This window comes from Lentzea sp. JNUCC 0626, from assembly GCF_043632865.1.
GTDB lineage: Bacteria > Actinomycetota > Actinomycetes > Mycobacteriales > Pseudonocardiaceae > Lentzea.
In genome coordinates this window covers 773,039-788,484 of the sequence record NZ_CP171635.1, presented here as the reverse complement: position 1 = coordinate 788,484, position 15,446 = coordinate 773,039, and the positions used below count along the sequence as shown (strand labels likewise).

The window sequence follows — 15,446 nt, the reverse complement described above, 5'->3', positions numbered from 1 at the left end:
TGTGGTCGCGCATGAGCTCTCGACATCTTCGAACCTCACGACTAGGGGACGTTTGTGCCGGCATACCGGGATACGTACCGGGAAAGTGAAAGGTTCAACTACTTGTGAGCGTTCACACGGAGTGGCATGCTCACGATTCATTCCGCAGTCCCTGCACCTGCGAAGAACCGGGGAACAGTCATGCCATCGGCTGCCAGAGTCGTCCACGAGCAGATTCCGTTGCGAGTCCAGGGGGTGAACCTCCGGGTCGCCTCGGTGCAGCGACGAGAGGGCACCGACGCCCCCGTCCTCTTCCTGCACGGCTTCGGCACGAGCAAGGAGGACTACCTGGACGTCCTGCAACGGCACGACTTCGCGGGCCGCTCGTTCCTCGCCTACGACGCTCCGGGCGCCGGGGCCACCGAGTGCGCGGACCTCAACCAGGTCGACCTGCCGTTCCTCGCCGACACCGCACGGGCCCTGCTCGACCGGGCGGGCATCGGCCAGTTCCACGTAGTCGGCCACCTGACCGGCGCCCTCACCGCACTCCTGCTCGCCCACGCCGAACCGGCCCGAGTCCTGAGCTTCGTGAACATCAAGGGCATCCTGGCCCCCGAGGACTGCGTGCTCAGCCGGGAGGCGCTGCACCACCGCGACCCGGCCGGCTACGTCCTCGCCGTCGCCGAACGCAGCCGCGAAACCCCTTGCTACGGCGGCGGTCTGTACGCGGCGAACCTGCCCACCAAGGTCCGCCGCGGCGCCGTACCGACCCTGTTCCGCTCCATGGTCGAACTCGCCGACCACGGCAACCTGCTGCAGAAGTTCCTGTCCCTGCCCTGCCCGCGCATGTACCTCTACGGCGAGCAGTGCGCGAACCTGTCCTACCTGCCGATGCTGGACGCGAACGGGGTGGAGCTGGCCGAGATCCCGCACAGCGGCCAGCTCCCCATGTACTCCAACCCCGTCGCGATGTGGCGACAGATCGCCGAGTTCCACGCCCGTCAGCTGATCCCGGCCGCGAGACGGTGGTAGGCCGAGTTCCAGCGCAGACGGTCCGCGAACGACGCCGGGGTCGTCGCGGAGTCGATCAGCACCAGCTCCGTGGCGGCCATCTGCGCGAAGTCCCGCAACACCTCTGCCCCGACGGCCTGCGTCATCACGGTGTGGTGCGGGCCGCCGGCGGTCAGCCAGCACTCGGCGGACGTCGAGAGCGACGGCGTCGGCTGCCACACGGCCCGCGCGACCGGCAGCTTCGGCAGCGGTTCGTCCGGCGGCACGACCGTGACCTCGTTGGCCACCAACCGGAAGCGGTCGCCCATGTCGGCGAGCCCGACCACGACGGCCGGTCCGGGAGCCGCGTCGAACACCAGGCGCACCGGGTCCTCGCGGTCGCCGATGCCCAGCGGGTGGATCTCGCACGACGGCTGGTCGGCCGCGATCGTCGGGCAGACCTCCAGCATGTGCGCGCCGAGGATCTTCGGCACGCCCGGCCCGAAGTGGTAGGTGTAGTCCTCCATGAACGACGTGCCGCGGCCGGTACCGGTGCCCATCGCCTTGACGGCCGCGAGCAGCGCGGACGTCTTCCAGTCGCCCTCACCGCCGAAGCCGTAGCCGTCGGCCATCAACCGTTGCACAGCGAGGCCGGGCAACTGCCTGAGCCCGCCCAGGTCCTGGAAGTTCGTGGTGAACGCGCCGAAGCCGCCGTCGTCCAGAAAGGACCGCAGGCCGATCTCGATGCGGGCGGCGTAGCGCAACGACTCGTGCTGCTCTCCCCCACGCGCCAACGAGGGGGCCAGTCGGTAGGCCTCGGCGTAGTCGGCGACGAGCAGATCGATGTTGGCGTCCGACACGGCGTCCACGAAGGCGACCAGGTCGTTCACGCCGTAGGTGTTGACGGAGACGCCGAACCGCAGTTCCGCCTCCACCTTGTCGCCCTCGGTCACGGCGACGTCGCGCATGTTGTCGCCGAACCGCGCCAGCCGCAGGCCCCGCAGGTGGGCGAGACCGGTGGCCGCGCGCGCCCAGCCGTCGATGCGCTGCGCCACGACCGGGTCGCTCGCGTGGCCCGCGACCGTCTTGCGGGCCACCCCGATGCGGGTCTGCACGTAGGCGAACTCGCGGTCGCCGTGCGCGGCCTGGTTGAGGTTCATGAAGTCCATGTCGATGCTGGACCACGGCAGCGCCTCGTTGAGCTGCGTGTGCAGGTGCAGCAACGGTTTGCGCAGCAGGTCCAGGCCGGTGATCCACATCTTCGCCGGCGAGAACGTGTGCATCCACGCGATCACGCCCACGCAGGACGGGTCGGCGTTCGCGTCCTGCATGACCGCGCGGATCGCGCCGGAGTCGGTCAGCACCGGCTTCCACACGATCTCCGCGCTGATCCGGCCGGAGTCGGCGAGCATCCGCCGGATCTGCTGGGACTGGGCCGCGACCTGGTCGAGCGTCTCGGGGCCGTAGAGGTGCTGGCTGCCGGTGAGGAACCAGATCTGGGGCTTGTCCGGCATGTGCTCTCCTTCTGGGCTCACTGGCCGTAAACGTTCTGGTAGCGCTCGTAGAGCCGGTCGACGTGCCGCGGGTCGATCACGTCGGGCGTGCCGAGCTGCAGTGCGAAGTGGACGGTGCGGGCGACGTCCTCCAGCAACACCGCGGCCTTCACCGCCTTGACGGCGGTCGCGCCGACGGTGAACGGGCCGTGGTTGCGCATCAGCACGGCCTTCGACCTGCTGGTGCTGAGGGTGTCGACGATGCCCTTGCCGATCGAGTCGTCGCCGATCAGCGCGAACGGGCCGACCGGGATGTCCCCGCCGAACTCGTCCGCGATCATCGTGAGCACGCACGGGATGGGCTCGCCGCGCGCCGCCCACGCTGTGGCGTAAGGAGAATGCGTGTGCACGACACCGCCGACGTCGGGCATGTGCCGGTACACGTACGCGTGCGCCGCCGTGTCGCTGGACGGCGCCAGCCCACCCTCGACGAGCTTGCCGTGCAGGTCCGTCACGACCATGGCGTGCGGCCCGAGTTCGTCGTAGGACACCCCGGACGGCTTGATCACCATCAGCTCGTGACCGGGCACCCGCGCCGACACGTTGCCCGCGGTCCAGCTCACGAGCTCGTAGCGGGTCAGCTCGCGGTGCAGGTCGGCGACCGTGCGGCGCAGCTCTGCCGTGGGTGACATCAGCTCTTCCCCTCCAGGGCGGCACGCCGGTAGCCGCGCAGCCGGTGCATGACATCGTTGGCACCGCGGCCGAAGTAGTCGTGCAGTTCGAGGTAGTCGGCGAAGAGCCGTTGGTACGCCTCGACGTTCTTCTCCTGCGGCTGGTAGACGTCGCGGTGCACCGATCCCATGGCCTCGGCGGCGTCCCGGATGTTCGCGTGCGCACCGGCGGCGACCGCGGCGTGCATCGCGGACCCGAGAGCAGGCCCCTGGGCCGAGCCGATCACCGACAACGGCAGGTTCACGACGTCGGCGTAGATCTGCATGAGCAGGGCGTTCTTGGTGAGCCCGCCCGCGATCACGAGCTCGGTGACCGGGACGCCCGCCTCGGTGAACGTGTCGACGATGACGCGCGTGCCGAACGCCGTGGCCTCCAGCAACGCCCGGTAGACGTCCTCGGCCTTGGTGGCGAGGGTCTGCCCGACCACGACACCGGACAGCTCGTGGTCGACCAGCACGGACCTGTTGCCGCTGTGCCAGTCGAGCGCGACGAGCCCGTGCTCGCCGACCTCCTGTGCGGAGGCCAGTTCCGAGAGCAGCTCGTGCACGTCGAGGCCGCGTTCCCGGGCCTGCTCGTGGTACGCGGGCGGCACCTGGTTGCGCAGGAACCACGCGAAGATGTCGCCGACGCCGCTCTGCCCGGCCTCGTACCCCCAGAGCCCCGGCACGATGCCGCCGTCGACGACGCCGCACATGCCCGGCACCTCGCTCAGCTCGGCACCGCTCATCACGTGGCAGGTGGAGGTGCCCATGATCGCGACCATCTGGCCGGGTTCGACGGCCTGCGCGGCGGGAGCGGTGACGTGCGCGTCGACGTTGCCGACCGCGACCGCGATGCCTTCGGGCAGTCCGGTCCACCCAGCGGCCTGCGTTGTGAGCGTTCCCGCTTTGGCCCCCAGCGCGGACAACGGGTGGTCGAGCTTGTCCTCGACGAACTTCGCGAACGCCGGGTTGAGCTCGGCGAGGAACTCCTCGCTCGGGTAGCCGCCGTCCTGGTGGATGCCCTTGTAGCCGGCGGTGCAGGCGTTGCGGGTGTAGGTGCCGCTGAGCTGCCAGACGATCCAGTCGGCGGCCTCGACCCAGCGCGCGGTGGCCGCGTAGACCTCGGGCGCCTCCTCCAGCAGCTGCAACCCCTTGGCGAACTCCCACTCCGAGGAGATGAGACCGCCGTAACGCGCGAGCCAGGGTTCCTTGCGCTGCCGGGCGAGCGCGTTGATCCGGTCCGCCTGCGGCTGGGCGGCGTGGTGGCGCCAGAGCTTCACGTACGCGTGCGGCTCCTGCGCGAACTCCGCCAGCTCGCACAACGGCGTGCCGTCGTCGGTGACCGGCACCATCGTGCAGGCGGTGAAGTCGGTGCCGATGCCGATCACCTGGTCGGCGCGGATCCCGGCCGCCTCGACTGCCTGTGGGACGGCGATCCGCAGGACGTCCAGGTAGTCGGCCGGGACCTGCAACGCCCACTCCGGCGGCAGCGGCCTGCCGGTGGCGGGCAGCACCTGGTCCACCACACCGTGGCGGTAATCGTGCACAGCGGTGCCCAGCTCGGCCCCGTCGCGGACGCGCACGACCACGGCGCGACCGGACAGCGTGCCGAAGTCGACACCCACCACGCACGCGTCCCGGTCGATCGTCATGTCAGTCACGACCTGAGTGTTATCGCTAACATTCCGCGAGTCAAGATGTGCCCGATACATCGTGATTTCGTTGGGAGCGCGCGAAATGCGTCTGAGGTGAGCGCACGACAACGAGGCCCGTGCGGCGAGGCCTGCCAGGCGTGCGGAGCCGGTCCCCCGGCGACTACTTGGGCGGCGGCCCGACGCTCTCGCGCTTCACCAGCGTCGGCGCGACCGTGCGCTGGGGCTGCGCGGTCTCGCCGTCGCTGACCTGCTCGAGCAGCAACCCGAGCGTCTCGCGCGCCACCGCGGCGAAGTCCGGGCGCACGGTCGTGAGCGGCGGGATGAAGTAGGCGGCCTCGGGCACGTCGTCGAAGCCGACCACGCTGACGTCGTGCGGCACCCGCCTGCCGCGCTCGCTCATCGCCCGCAGCACGCCCAGCGCGAGGTGGTCGTTGGAGCAGAACACGGCCGTGACCTCGGGCATCCTGGCCAGCATCTGCCCTGCGCGGAAGCCGGAGGCCGCGCTCCAGTCGGCGGACACGACCGGCGGGACCTCGGCGCCGATGGCGTCCAGGGCGGCACGCCAGCCCTCCACCCGGCCCGCGGCGTCGAACCAGTCAGCGGGTCCCGAAACGTGCCACACCGTCTCGTGCCCGTACGCCATCAGGTGCTTCGTCGCCTCGAACGCGCCCAGCGCCTGGTTGACGGTCACCAGCGGGGTCGGGCGGTCCGGGTCGCCGTCCACGGTCACCAGCGGGACGCCCGCCGGCACGTCGGCGAGGGCGTCGGCGGCCGAGGAGTTCGGCGCGATCACGACGATGCCCGCCACGCGCTGGTCTCGGTGCCGCTCCACGGCGGCGGCGATCGAGTCGCGGTCGAGCACCTTCACCCGGCCCACGCTGACCGCGAACCCGGCCTCGCCCGCCGCCTCCTCGAAGGCGGACAGCAGCGAGGCCGGGCCGTAGAGCGTCGAGTTCTGCGCCACCACGCCGATGAGCTGCGTCTTGCCGGTGACGAGAGCGCGGGCCGCGCGGTTGGGCCGGTAGTCGAGTTCCTTGATGGCCGCCTGAACGCGCAACCTGGTCTGTTCGCGGACGTTCGGGTGGTTGTTGAGCACACGCGAGACCGTCTGGTGCGACACCCCGGCGAGTCGTGCGACATCGGTCATCGCGGGGTCACGCGAGGTCTTCTCCACGAGCGGTCTCCGATCCTTTGATCTGCGCCGCTGATGTTAGCGATAACACCAGGTCGGCTTCGATGCAGTGCTCATTCTCCACTCATTCGAGACGAAATGTGGCACGTCGTCGCGCGTCCCGGTCATTCCCGGGCCGAGACAACACCACTCGGCCATTGTCATGAGCGAGATATGTGTCCGTTCCGACACGCAGCGAAACCGCCGCGCTGTCCGATAGCCCCGGTACGCGGACAAAGCTCGCCACGCGCCCGTAGGCATCGGTGTCCTCGAACGGGTCGATGCGCAGCACGTCCCCGTCCACCCGCACGTACCGGTCGGGGAAGTTCACGGACTGCATCGCGACCGTGCCCGCTCCCAGGAATCCGGGAACGAAGCGGAACTGCGTGTCACCGAGCTCGCGGACGGCGCCGTCCACCCGCAAGCGGTACTCGTAATGTCGTACCACGAGCGACGGGGCGTCCAAAGGCGACAGCCGCGTGATCGGTCCACCGACGCCGACCGGCACGCCGAACGACGGTGTGCCGTCCGCGTTCCAGTGCAGCCGCTGGACACAGGTGTGCCGGTTCGGGTCGAACAGCGGATCACCGACGATGTCCCGGTAGTCGCGTGCGTGATAAACGAGCACGTCCGACGAACCGACGGTGGTGAACGAGTTGTGCCCCGGCCCGTACCGCGAGGTCGGCGCGGAGGTCGCGAACACCGGTGAGGGCGACTTCGTCCACGACCGCGCGTCCAGCAGGTTCGCGTTCTCATCGGCGGTCAGCAGGCCCATGCAGTACCGGGCGTCGGTGGCGCTCGCGGAGTACGTCACGAACACCCGGCCGTTGCGGATCAGCACCGCCGGCCCCTCGTTCACCTTGAAGCCCTGGATCTCCCACGACAACGTGGGCACGGCGATCCGCACCGGCGCGCTCTTCAACGCCAGGGGTGAGGCCATTTCGGCGATGTAGAGGTTCGAGTTGGTGGCGATGCCGGGCTCGCTCTGCGCCCACAGGAAGTACCGCCTGCCGCGATGCGCGAACGTGGTCGCGTCGAGTGTGAACGTGTCCCACGCCGTCACCATCTGCCCGCGCAGCACCCAGCCGCCCTCGCGCGGGTCCGCGTTCGACGACTCCAGCACGTAGGTGCGGATGCGGAACGGCTCGTCCTTGTCCCCGGCGGCGAAGTAGACGTACCACCTGCCGTCGATCCGGTGCAGTTCCGGCGCCCAGATGTAGCCGCCCATCCGGCCCGACTCGGGTCGCCGCCAGATGGTGCGTTCCCGGGCGGCCGCCAGTCCGTCCAGTGTGGACGCTCCGCGGATCACCACCCGGTCGTACTCGGGCACGGACCCGGTGAGGTAGTACATGCCGTCGGTCGGCGGCGTGATGAACGGGTCGGCGCGTTGCTCGACCAGGGGGTTGCGGGTCGGCAGCTCCGCCGGGGTCTCGGCGGCGGCAGCGGGCGCGGCGGACGTGAGGGCGGTGCCGGCGGCGAGCACGCCGCCGGAGGCCAGCAGGGAACGTCGGGTGATCACGAGCGGCTCCTGATCCGGAGGAACGTGACGGAGTGGGGCGGGAACGTGTGCGTGAAGCTGCTCGCGACCCTGACCTGCGAGGCAACCGCGCGGATCGGCTGGGTGAACTCGGTGTTCACGTCGTCGGGACGGCCCTGCAGCACGGTCGCCCGTGCCGTCGAGGCCACCGGCACGCCGAGGTCGATGCGGGTGCGGGCCGCGTCGGGCTGGGCGTTGACGACCTTGACGATCAGCTCGCCGGTGGCGAGGTCGCGGGTGACGACCTGGCGGAACGGCTCGGCGGCCTTGTCGTCGGTGAACTCGCCCCACTTCTGACCGTCGAGGAACAACGCGACGTGCCGTCCGCGCACCTCGATCCGCACGTCGTAGGTGCGACCGGTGTCGATGCGGGTTCCGTTGCTCAGCAAGGTGTTCTTGCCGCCGCCGACGGCCTTCTCCACCGCCGACTGGGTGTTGTTCCAGCCGCCGAGGTTCCACCAGTAGTAGTTGCCGGTGTCCTGCACGCCGAACGCGATGAGGAAACCTTCACGGCCGGACTGCTTGGTCGCCTTGACGCTCAGCGTGTAGTCACGCCACGTCCTGTCCCCCGCCGTGACGAGCGTGTCCTCGGCGGCCGCGTCGGACTGGACGTACGCGCCGTTGACGACGTTCCAGGCACCGCGACCGGACTTGGTCCACTTCGCGTCGCCGCCGGAGAAGTCGTCGCCGAACAACGTCTGCCCGGCCGCGCTGGTCACGTTCACATCGTCGTAGCTCGCGGCGGTCGCCCAGGTGGAGAGGCCGATCGCGCCGGTGATGGGCGTCTGCGTCGACGGCGTGGCGGACGTGGTGCTCGGCACCACGTGATCACCCACGTTCGTCATGAAGAGCTTCTGCGACTCGTAGCTCGCCGAGCCCCACGACGCGTGGTTGTTGAACCAGATCATGTCCGGGCGCCACTGGACGTAGTCCTCGTTGGCCAGCAACGGCGCGTACGAGGCGAGCTTCACGACGTCGGCGTTGCGTTCGAGGCCCGTCATGAACGCCGCTTCGCTCAACGCGTTGTAGAACCTGTTGTCCTGCGAGGCGTACTCGCCGAGGAACACCTTGGGGCCGTTGCGGTCGTAGGTGTCGTAGCGGTTGTTGTTCTCCAGGAACCAGCTCGGGCTGTTGTAGTAGTGCTCGTCGATCATCTGCACGCCGGCCTGCCGGTTGAGCTGCCACAGCCGGTCGAACGTGCCGCCGGTGTCGTCGGGGCCGGAGTTGCCGACGACGGTGATCTCCGGGTACCGCGCCTTGATCGCGTCGCGGAACCGCACGAACCGCGCCATGAACTCGTCGGGCAGGTTCTCCTCGTTGCCCACGGCGAGGTGCGTGAGCTTGAACGGCTTGGGGTGGCCCATTTCCGCGCGCTTACGACCCCACGTCGAGTCGGCAGGGCCGTTCGCGAACTCGATCAGGTCGAGCGTGTCCTGGATGTGCCGTTGCAGCAAGACGGGGTCGTCGGTGGCGCGGTTCTGGCCGCAGCCGGTGACCAGTGCGGGCACGACGGGCAACGGCATCGCGCCGACGTCCTCGGAGAACTGGAAGTACTCGAAGTAGCCGAGGCCGTAGGACTGGTTGTAGCCCCAGAAGTTCGAGTTCGTGGCGCGCTGCTCGACCGGTCCGATGGTGTCCTTCCACTGGTACGAACGGCGGCGCTCGAAGTTCGGTGCCTCGTAGCCGTAGTGGCTGCCGGTGTTGACCAGGCAGCCGCCGGGGAACCGGACGAAGCCGGGCTTGAGCGCGGCGATCTTCTCGGCCAGGTCGCGCCGCAGGCCGTGGCCCTTGAAGGTGTCCTGCGGCATCAGCGAGATCATGTCGAGGCTCAGGGTCCCGGTGCCGCCGCCGGTCACCAGGAGCCTGCCGGTGGTGCTGGACTTCGTCGCGCGAATCGTTGCGGTGTACCGGGTCCAGCCGTCGCCGCGGACCTGGACCTGCACCGGGGCGCCCAAAGCGGACCCGGCGGGATCGGTGATCGTCGCGGTGAGCGAGGTGGCCTGGCCGGCGCGCGCCCACACCGAGAAGTCGTAGCGCTGGCCGCTCTGCACCGCGATTCCGCTGTTGTAGCCGGAGTTGATGACTCCGGCGGGCAGGCCCAGCTTCAGGTAACGGCGGTTGCGCTCGTTCATGCGGCCGGTGTCGTCGACGACGTCCATCGTGCCGCTGTGCGGGGCCCACGACGTGAGGCCGTGATAGCTCGCGTTGTCCGCGGGGTCGTACTCGAACGAGCGGTTCTGCACCAGCTCGGCGTACAGGCCGCCGTCCGCGGCCCGGTTGATGTCCTCGAAGAAGACGCCGTACATCGAATCGTCGATCGACGGGCCCTTCTTCGTGGCGTCGATCTTGAGGGTGTAGTCGGTCTCGGCGGCCGCGCCGGATCCGGGAACGGCGACCAGGAGGCTCGCTGCGAGGGCAGCGCTCAGCAGTACGTGCTTGCGGGACACAGGGGTTCCTCCCAAGCTCGGAAGTGAGCGTTAACATAGGGCTGCGTACTCGTTACGGGCAACCCCTTGACGCCGCAGTTGTGAGCGTTCACTCTTGTCCACCTGACAGCCGCGGAACCCGCGGTCGAGCTCCGAGACACCGTCGTCACTCCGGAGGAACCCCAGTGCTGAAGAAGATCACGACCGTCGCCAGCGTGGTCCTGCTGAGCGCGCTCACCGCGTGTGGTTCGGGAGGCGGCGGTGCGAGCACCGGCTCGTCCGGTGACACCATCACGATGGGCTTCGCCCAGGTGGGTGCCGAGAGCGGCTGGCGCACCGCCAACACCAAGTCGGTCCAGGACGAGGCCAAGGCCGCCGGGATCGACCTGAAGTTCTCCGACGCGCAGCAGAAGCAGGAGAACCAGATCAAGGCGATCCGCTCCTACATCCAGCAGAAGGTGTCGGTGATCGCGTTCAGCCCGGTCGTCGAGACCGGCTGGGACACCGTGCTGCTGGAAGCCAAGCGCGCCAACATCCCCGTGATCCTCACCGACCGCTCGATCGACTCCGACGACACCTCGCTCTACAAGACGTTCCTCGGGTCGGACTTCGTCGAGGAGGGCCGCAAGGCGGGCGACTGGATGGTGGCCAACGCCACCGGCGCGACGAACGTGGTGGAACTGCAGGGAACCACGGGCGCGGCGCCCGCGATCGACCGCAAGAAGGGCTTCGAGGAGAAGATCGCCGCCAAGCCCGACATCAAGGTCGTCGCGTCGCAGTCCGGTGACTTCACCCGCTCCGGCGGCAAGCAGGTCATGGAGGCGTTCCTCAAGTCCCAGCCGAAGATCGACGTGGTGTACGCGCACAACGACGACATGGGCCTGGGCGCGATCGAGGCGATCAAGGCGGCGGGCAAGGTGCCCGGCAAGGACATCAAGATCATCACGGTGGACGCGGTCAAGGACGGCATGGCGGCGCTCGCGAACGGCGAGATCAACTTCATCGTCGAGTGCAACCCGTTGCTGGGCAAGCAGTTGATGGAGCTCGCGAAGAAGGTCGTGGCGGGCGAGGACGTGCCGGCGCGGGTCGTGACCGAGGAAGGCACGTTCACGCAGGAGCAGGCCAAGGCCGCGCTCCCGACCCGTCAGTACTGAGCCAGTACTGAACGCTCCCAAAGCCCCGCGGGGCCCCGTCATGGACGCGCATCCGGGTGACGGGCCCCGCGGTTCCAGCGACGAAAGCCAGGGCCCATGACCGAGTCGCCGCCGCCCGTCGTCGAGATGCGGGGCATCAGCCTCGCGTTTCCCGGCGTGAAGGCGTTGCAGGAAGTCGACTTCCGGCTGTTCCCCGGTGAGGTGCACGCTCTCATGGGCGAGAACGGCGCCGGGAAGTCCACCCTGATCAAGACGCTGACCGGCGTGCACCGCCCCGACGCCGGGCAGGTCGTGCTCGCGGGCGTCGAGGTCGCGTTCGGCTCCCCCGGCGAAGCCCAGCACGCCGGGATCAGCACCGTGTACCAGGAGGTCAACCTCTGCGCGAACCTCACGGTCGCGGAGAACATCCTGCTGGGCCGCGAACCCCGCCGGTTCGGCGGCATCGACTTCCCGGCGATGCGACGGCGGGCCGCGGAAGTGCTGGCGCGCATCGGCGTGCACGTCGACCCGGCGTCGAGCCTCGGCGAACACCCGATCGCGGTGCAGCAACTGGTCGCCATCGCCCGCGCGATCGCGGTCGACTGCCGCGTGCTCGTCCTCGACGAACCGACCTCGAGCCTCGACGCGGGCGAGGTCGCGGAGCTGTTCCGGATCATGCGCGTGCTCCGCGACGAGGGCGTCGCGATCCTGTTCGTGTCGCACTTCCTCGACCAGGTCTACGAGATCTCCGACCGGATGACGGTGCTGCGCAACGGAACCCTCGTTGGCGAGCACCTCACCGCGAACGTCGACCGGCGCACGCTGATCGCGCAGATGATCGGCCGCGACCTCGGTGCGTTGGAAGCGATCGAGGACGCGGCGGACAAGCGCACCGCCCAGGGCCCGGTGCTGCTCCAGGCGGAGGGCCTCGGCCGGCGCGGCGCGATCGAGCCGTTCGACCTCGACATCCGGGCGGGCGAGGTGGTCGGCCTCGCCGGGCTGCTGGGCTCGGGCCGCACCGAACTGGCGCGGCTGCTGTTCGGCGCCGACCGCGCGGACTCCGGCAGGCTCCTCGTGGACGGCTGGCCGCTCAAGCTGCGCGGGCCGCGCCAGGCGATCGCGGCGGGCATCGCGTTCAGCTCAGAGGACCGCAAGGGCGAAGGCCTCGTCGCGGACCTCTCGATCCGGGACAACCTCGTCCTCGCGATGCAGGCGGCCCGAGGCTGGACCCGTCCACTGCCGCGCCGGACCAAGGACCACCTGGTCGAGAAGTACCTGAAGGCACTGGACATCCGGCCCGCGAACCCGGACGCGCTGGTGCGCACGCTCTCCGGCGGCAACCAGCAGAAGGTGTTGCTGGCGCGCTGGCTCGTCACCGAACCCCGGCTGCTGATCCTGGACGAACCCACCAGGGGCATCGACGTCGGCGCGAAGGCACAGATTCAGCAACTCGTCACCACGCTCGCCGCCGAGGGCACCGCCGTCCTGTTCATCTCGGCGGAACTGGAGGAGGTCGTGCGGATCGCCGACCGGATCGTCGTGCTGCGCGACCGCCGCAAGATCGCCGAACTCGACGGGTCGACCGGCATCGACGAGGTCGTGGAACTGATCGCGGGCGGAGCCGCACCGGAGAAGGTGGTCTCGTGAAGAACCGGCTGCTGTGGCCACTGATCGCGCTCGTCGCCCTGCTGGTCCTCAACCTCGTGTTCACCCCGTCGTTCTTCTCGTTGCGGATGCAGGACGGCCACCTCTACGGCGGCCTGGTCGACGTGCTGAAGAACGGCGCGCCGACCCTCCTGATCGCGCTGGGCATGACGCTGGTCATCGCCACCCGCGGCATCGACCTGTCCGTCGGCGCCGTGGCGGCCATCGCGGGCGCCGTGACGTGTGTCCACATCGGAGGGTCCGCGAGCGCGGGCACGGCGTTCGCGGGCATGGCGCTGGCACTCGTGCTGTGCGCGGTGCTCGGGCTGTGGAACGGTTTCCTGGTCGCCGGGCTCGGCATCCAGCCGATCATCGCGACCCTGGTACTGATGACGGCCGGCCGGGGCATCGCGATGCTGGTGACCGAGGGCCAGATCGTCACCGTCAACAACACCGCGTACCGCCAGGTCGGCGCCGGGTTCGTCGTGCTGCCGGTCGCGATCCTGATCAGCCTGCTCGTGCTCGGCCTGGTGGCGTTCGCGACCAGGAAGACCGCGCTGGGCATGCTGATCGAGGCCGTCGGCGTGAACCCGCAGGCGTCGCGCCTCGCCGGAGTGCGCACCAGGACCATCATCTGGACCGTCTACGTGTTCGCCGCCGTGTGCGCGGGCATCGCCGGCCTGATGATCAGCTCCAACGTCAGCGCGGCCGACGCCAACAACGCCGGGCTGTGGATCGAGATGGACGCCATCCTCGCCGTCGTCATCGGCGGCACCTCGCTCGCCGGCGGCCGCTACTCGCTCACCGGCACGCTGCTCGGCGCGTTGATCATCCAGACCCTCACCACCACCGTCTACACGATCGGCGTCGCCCCCGAGGTGACGCTGGTGTTCAAGGCCGTCGTCGTCATCGCCGTGTGCCTGGTCCAGGCGCCGAAAGCCCGTGCCGCGTTCAGCTTCCGGAAGGTGGCCGTGTCATGACCACTCTCACCCCGCCCGCGCGGTTCCTGCCCGTACTGGCCACCGTCGGGTTGTTCGTCCTCGCGTTCGGCATCGGCTCGGCCCGCTACGACGGCTTCGCGTCCGGCCAGGTCGTCGCGAACCTGTTCATCGACAACGCCTTCCTGATCGTGCTCGCCGCCGGCATGACGTTCGTGATCCTCAGCGGCGGCATCGACCTGTCCGTGGGGTCGGTCGTCGCGCTGTCGACCATGGTCACCGCCTCGGGCCTGCGCGCGGGCTGGCCGGTACCGCTGGTGATCGTCGCCGTGCTGCTGATCGGCGCCACCCTCGGTCTCCTGATGGGCCTGGTGATCCACAAGTTCGACGTCCAGCCGTTCATCGTGACGCTCGCCGGCATGTTCCTCGCCCGCGGCCTGTGCTTCCTGATCAGCGTGGAGTCGGTGTCCATCAAGGACAGAACGTTCCGCGACGTCGCCACCGCGGCGATCGAACTGCCCGGCGGCGTCACCATCACCTACAACGTCGTGATCGCGCTGCTGGTCGTGGCCGCCGCGATGTACGTGCTGCACCGCACCCGCTTCGGCCGCACGGTCTACGCGGTGGGCGGCAACGAGTCGTCCGCGCTGCTCATGGGCCTGCCCGCCGGGCGCGTCAAGGTCGGTGTCTACGTGATCAGCGGCCTCTGCTCGTCCCTGGCCGGGCTGCTGTTCAGCCTCTACATGCTGTCCGGCTACGGCCTGCACGCCGTCGGCATGGAACTCGACGCCATCGCCGCCGTGGTGATCGGTGGCACGCTGCTCGCGGGTGGGGTCGGGTACGTGCTCGGCGGGCTCGCCGGAGTGCTGGTGCTCGGCACGATCCAGACGCTGATCTCGTTCCAGGGCACGCTCAGCTCGTGGTGGACGAAGATCGTGATCGGGGTGCTGCTGCTGGTGTTCATCGCGGTGCAGCGAACGATGGTCCGGCGCTGACCGGCAATCCGACCCGACGTTCACCCGTTCGAGGGAGACCCGTAACGCGGTCACGGTGGGTTACGACATTCGGTGCGTCCGGTGCGCCGTTCGGTCACCACCACCTGTCGGGAGTCTTGCCACCATGTCGTATCCGCAGCCGCCGCAGGGCCCTCAGCAGCAATTTCAGCAGCAGTTCCAGCAGCCGATGCCCCCTGGTCAGCCGTTCCAGCCATACCCGCAGCCACCGAAGAAGAAGGCCAAGAAGTGGCCTTGGGTAGTCGGCGCGATCTTGCTGCTGATCATCGTCAGCAGCGTTGCCAACGGCGGCAAGGCACCGCAGAACACCACCAGCACGGGTGCCGACACGAACACCGCCGCGCCCCAAGCCCCGGCGCAGCAGCCCGCACCGGTCCAGCAGCAGGCTCCGGCGGCCGCCAAGCGGACCGTGGTGTACGAGGTCAGCGGTGCCGGCACGGCGAACTCCATCACGTACACCACCGACGGCATGACCTCGACCCAGCAGGAAGGCGACGTGAAGTTGCCGTGGTCGAAGACGCTCGAACTGCCGACCGGCGAGGCCTTCCAGATGGTGACGATCTTCGCTCAGGCGGGTGAGGGCACCCCGGAGATCACCGCGAAGATCACGGTCGACGGCAAGGTCGTCAAGGAGGGCAAGTCCAGCGGCCAGTACGCGGTCGTCAACATCAACGACAACATCGGCTCGCTCGGCAAGTAGCTCCGTCACGACATCGGAACTGCCGGATGGTGGAGGTGACCCCGCGCCCGGGAT

12 protein-coding genes are annotated in these 15,446 nt (G+C 69.1%); 6 read left to right on the top strand and 6 right to left on the bottom strand.

The features are described 5' to 3' along the window. The first annotated feature begins 180 nt into the window (after positions 1-180). Complete coding sequence (locus JNUCC0626_RS03745) at positions 181-1,011, top strand: alpha/beta fold hydrolase (protein ID WP_394618230.1); 831 nt, start codon at positions 181-183, stop codon at positions 1,009-1,011. On the opposite strand, the gene araA is transcribed toward JNUCC0626_RS03745, so the two are convergent. The 6 genes from araA to JNUCC0626_RS03715 all read right to left on the bottom strand — a co-directional run bounded on the left by araA (position 981) and on the right by JNUCC0626_RS03715 (position 9,985). Continuing rightward, positions 981-2,483 (bottom strand): L-arabinose isomerase, encoded by a 1,503-nt coding sequence (gene araA, locus JNUCC0626_RS03740; protein WP_394618229.1) that lies wholly within the window; start codon positions 2,481-2,483, stop codon positions 981-983. The two genes, JNUCC0626_RS03745 and araA, sit on opposite strands and share 31 nt — an antisense overlap. Positions 2,484-2,500: 17 nt before the next feature. After that, complete coding sequence (locus tag JNUCC0626_RS03735) at positions 2,501-3,154, bottom strand: L-ribulose-5-phosphate 4-epimerase (RefSeq protein WP_394618228.1); 654 nt, start codon at positions 3,152-3,154, stop codon at positions 2,501-2,503. After that, positions 3,154-4,827 (bottom strand): ribulokinase, encoded by a 1,674-nt coding sequence (gene araB / locus JNUCC0626_RS03730; protein ID WP_394621960.1) that lies wholly within the window; start codon positions 4,825-4,827, stop codon positions 3,154-3,156. The genes JNUCC0626_RS03735 and araB overlap by 1 nt, the downstream gene beginning before the upstream one ends. A 163-nt stretch (positions 4,828-4,990) precedes the next feature. Then, positions 4,991-5,977: a LacI family DNA-binding transcriptional regulator gene (locus JNUCC0626_RS03725; RefSeq protein WP_394621959.1), complete on the bottom strand. Its 987-nt coding sequence runs from the start codon at positions 5,975-5,977 to the stop codon at positions 4,991-4,993. Positions 5,978-6,086: 109 nt separating this feature from the next. After that, a complete protein-coding gene (locus tag JNUCC0626_RS03720; protein ID WP_394618227.1) occupies positions 6,087-7,520 on the bottom strand; it encodes a family 43 glycosylhydrolase in 1,434 nt (477 codons plus the stop codon). After that, positions 7,517-9,985 (bottom strand): alpha-L-arabinofuranosidase C-terminal domain-containing protein, encoded by a 2,469-nt coding sequence (locus JNUCC0626_RS03715; protein ID WP_394618226.1) that lies wholly within the window; start codon positions 9,983-9,985, stop codon positions 7,517-7,519. The genes JNUCC0626_RS03720 and JNUCC0626_RS03715 overlap by 4 nt, the downstream gene beginning before the upstream one ends. Before the next feature lie 164 nt (positions 9,986-10,149). Between JNUCC0626_RS03715 and JNUCC0626_RS03710 the strand changes: the two genes are divergently transcribed. The 5 genes from JNUCC0626_RS03710 to JNUCC0626_RS03690 all read left to right on the top strand — a co-directional run bounded on the left by JNUCC0626_RS03710 (position 10,150) and on the right by JNUCC0626_RS03690 (position 15,392). After that, positions 10,150-11,118: an ABC transporter substrate-binding protein gene (locus JNUCC0626_RS03710; RefSeq protein ID WP_394618225.1), complete on the top strand. Its 969-nt coding sequence runs from the start codon at positions 10,150-10,152 to the stop codon at positions 11,116-11,118. A gap of 96 nt (positions 11,119-11,214) precedes the next feature. Continuing rightward, positions 11,215-12,744 carry a sugar ABC transporter ATP-binding protein gene (locus JNUCC0626_RS03705; protein WP_394618224.1) on the top strand — a complete coding sequence of 510 codons (1,530 nt, stop codon included), beginning with the start codon at positions 11,215-11,217 and terminating at the stop codon, positions 12,742-12,744. Beyond that, positions 12,741-13,721: an ABC transporter permease gene (locus JNUCC0626_RS03700; protein WP_394618223.1), complete on the top strand. Its 981-nt coding sequence runs from the start codon at positions 12,741-12,743 to the stop codon at positions 13,719-13,721. The genes JNUCC0626_RS03705 and JNUCC0626_RS03700 overlap by 4 nt, the downstream gene beginning before the upstream one ends. Further along, the gene (gene yjfF, locus JNUCC0626_RS03695) at positions 13,718-14,674 is read left to right on the top strand and encodes a galactofuranose ABC transporter, permease protein YjfF (protein WP_394618222.1); all 957 of its coding nucleotides are present in this window, start codon (positions 13,718-13,720) and stop codon (positions 14,672-14,674) included. Before JNUCC0626_RS03700 ends, yjfF begins: the two co-directional genes overlap by 4 nt. Positions 14,675-14,798: 124 nt before the next feature. After that, positions 14,799-15,392, top strand: coding sequence for an MmpS family transport accessory protein (locus tag JNUCC0626_RS03690; RefSeq protein WP_394618221.1), 594 nt, complete (start codon positions 14,799-14,801; stop codon positions 15,390-15,392). Positions 15,393-15,446: the final 54 nt, after the last annotated feature.

Coding starts and splice junctions, on each gene's coding strand:
- JNUCC0626_RS03745 (WP_394618230.1), top strand. CDS start 181: ATGCCATCGGCTGCCAGAGTCGTCCACGAGCAGATTCCGTTGCGAGTC.
- araA (WP_394618229.1), bottom strand. CDS start 2,483: ATGCCGGACAAGCCCCAGATCTGGTTCCTCACCGGCAGCCAGCACCTC.
- JNUCC0626_RS03735 (WP_394618228.1), bottom strand. CDS start 3,154: ATGTCACCCACGGCAGAGCTGCGCCGCACGGTCGCCGACCTGCACCGC.
- araB (WP_394621960.1), bottom strand. CDS start 4,827: ATGACGATCGACCGGGACGCGTGCGTGGTGGGTGTCGACTTCGGCACG.
- JNUCC0626_RS03725 (WP_394621959.1), bottom strand. CDS start 5,977: ATGACCGATGTCGCACGACTCGCCGGGGTGTCGCACCAGACGGTCTCG.
- JNUCC0626_RS03705 (WP_394618224.1), top strand. CDS start 11,215: ATGACCGAGTCGCCGCCGCCCGTCGTCGAGATGCGGGGCATCAGCCTC.
- yjfF (WP_394618222.1), top strand. CDS start 13,718: ATGACCACTCTCACCCCGCCCGCGCGGTTCCTGCCCGTACTGGCCACC.
- JNUCC0626_RS03690 (WP_394618221.1), top strand. CDS start 14,799: ATGTCGTATCCGCAGCCGCCGCAGGGCCCTCAGCAGCAATTTCAGCAG.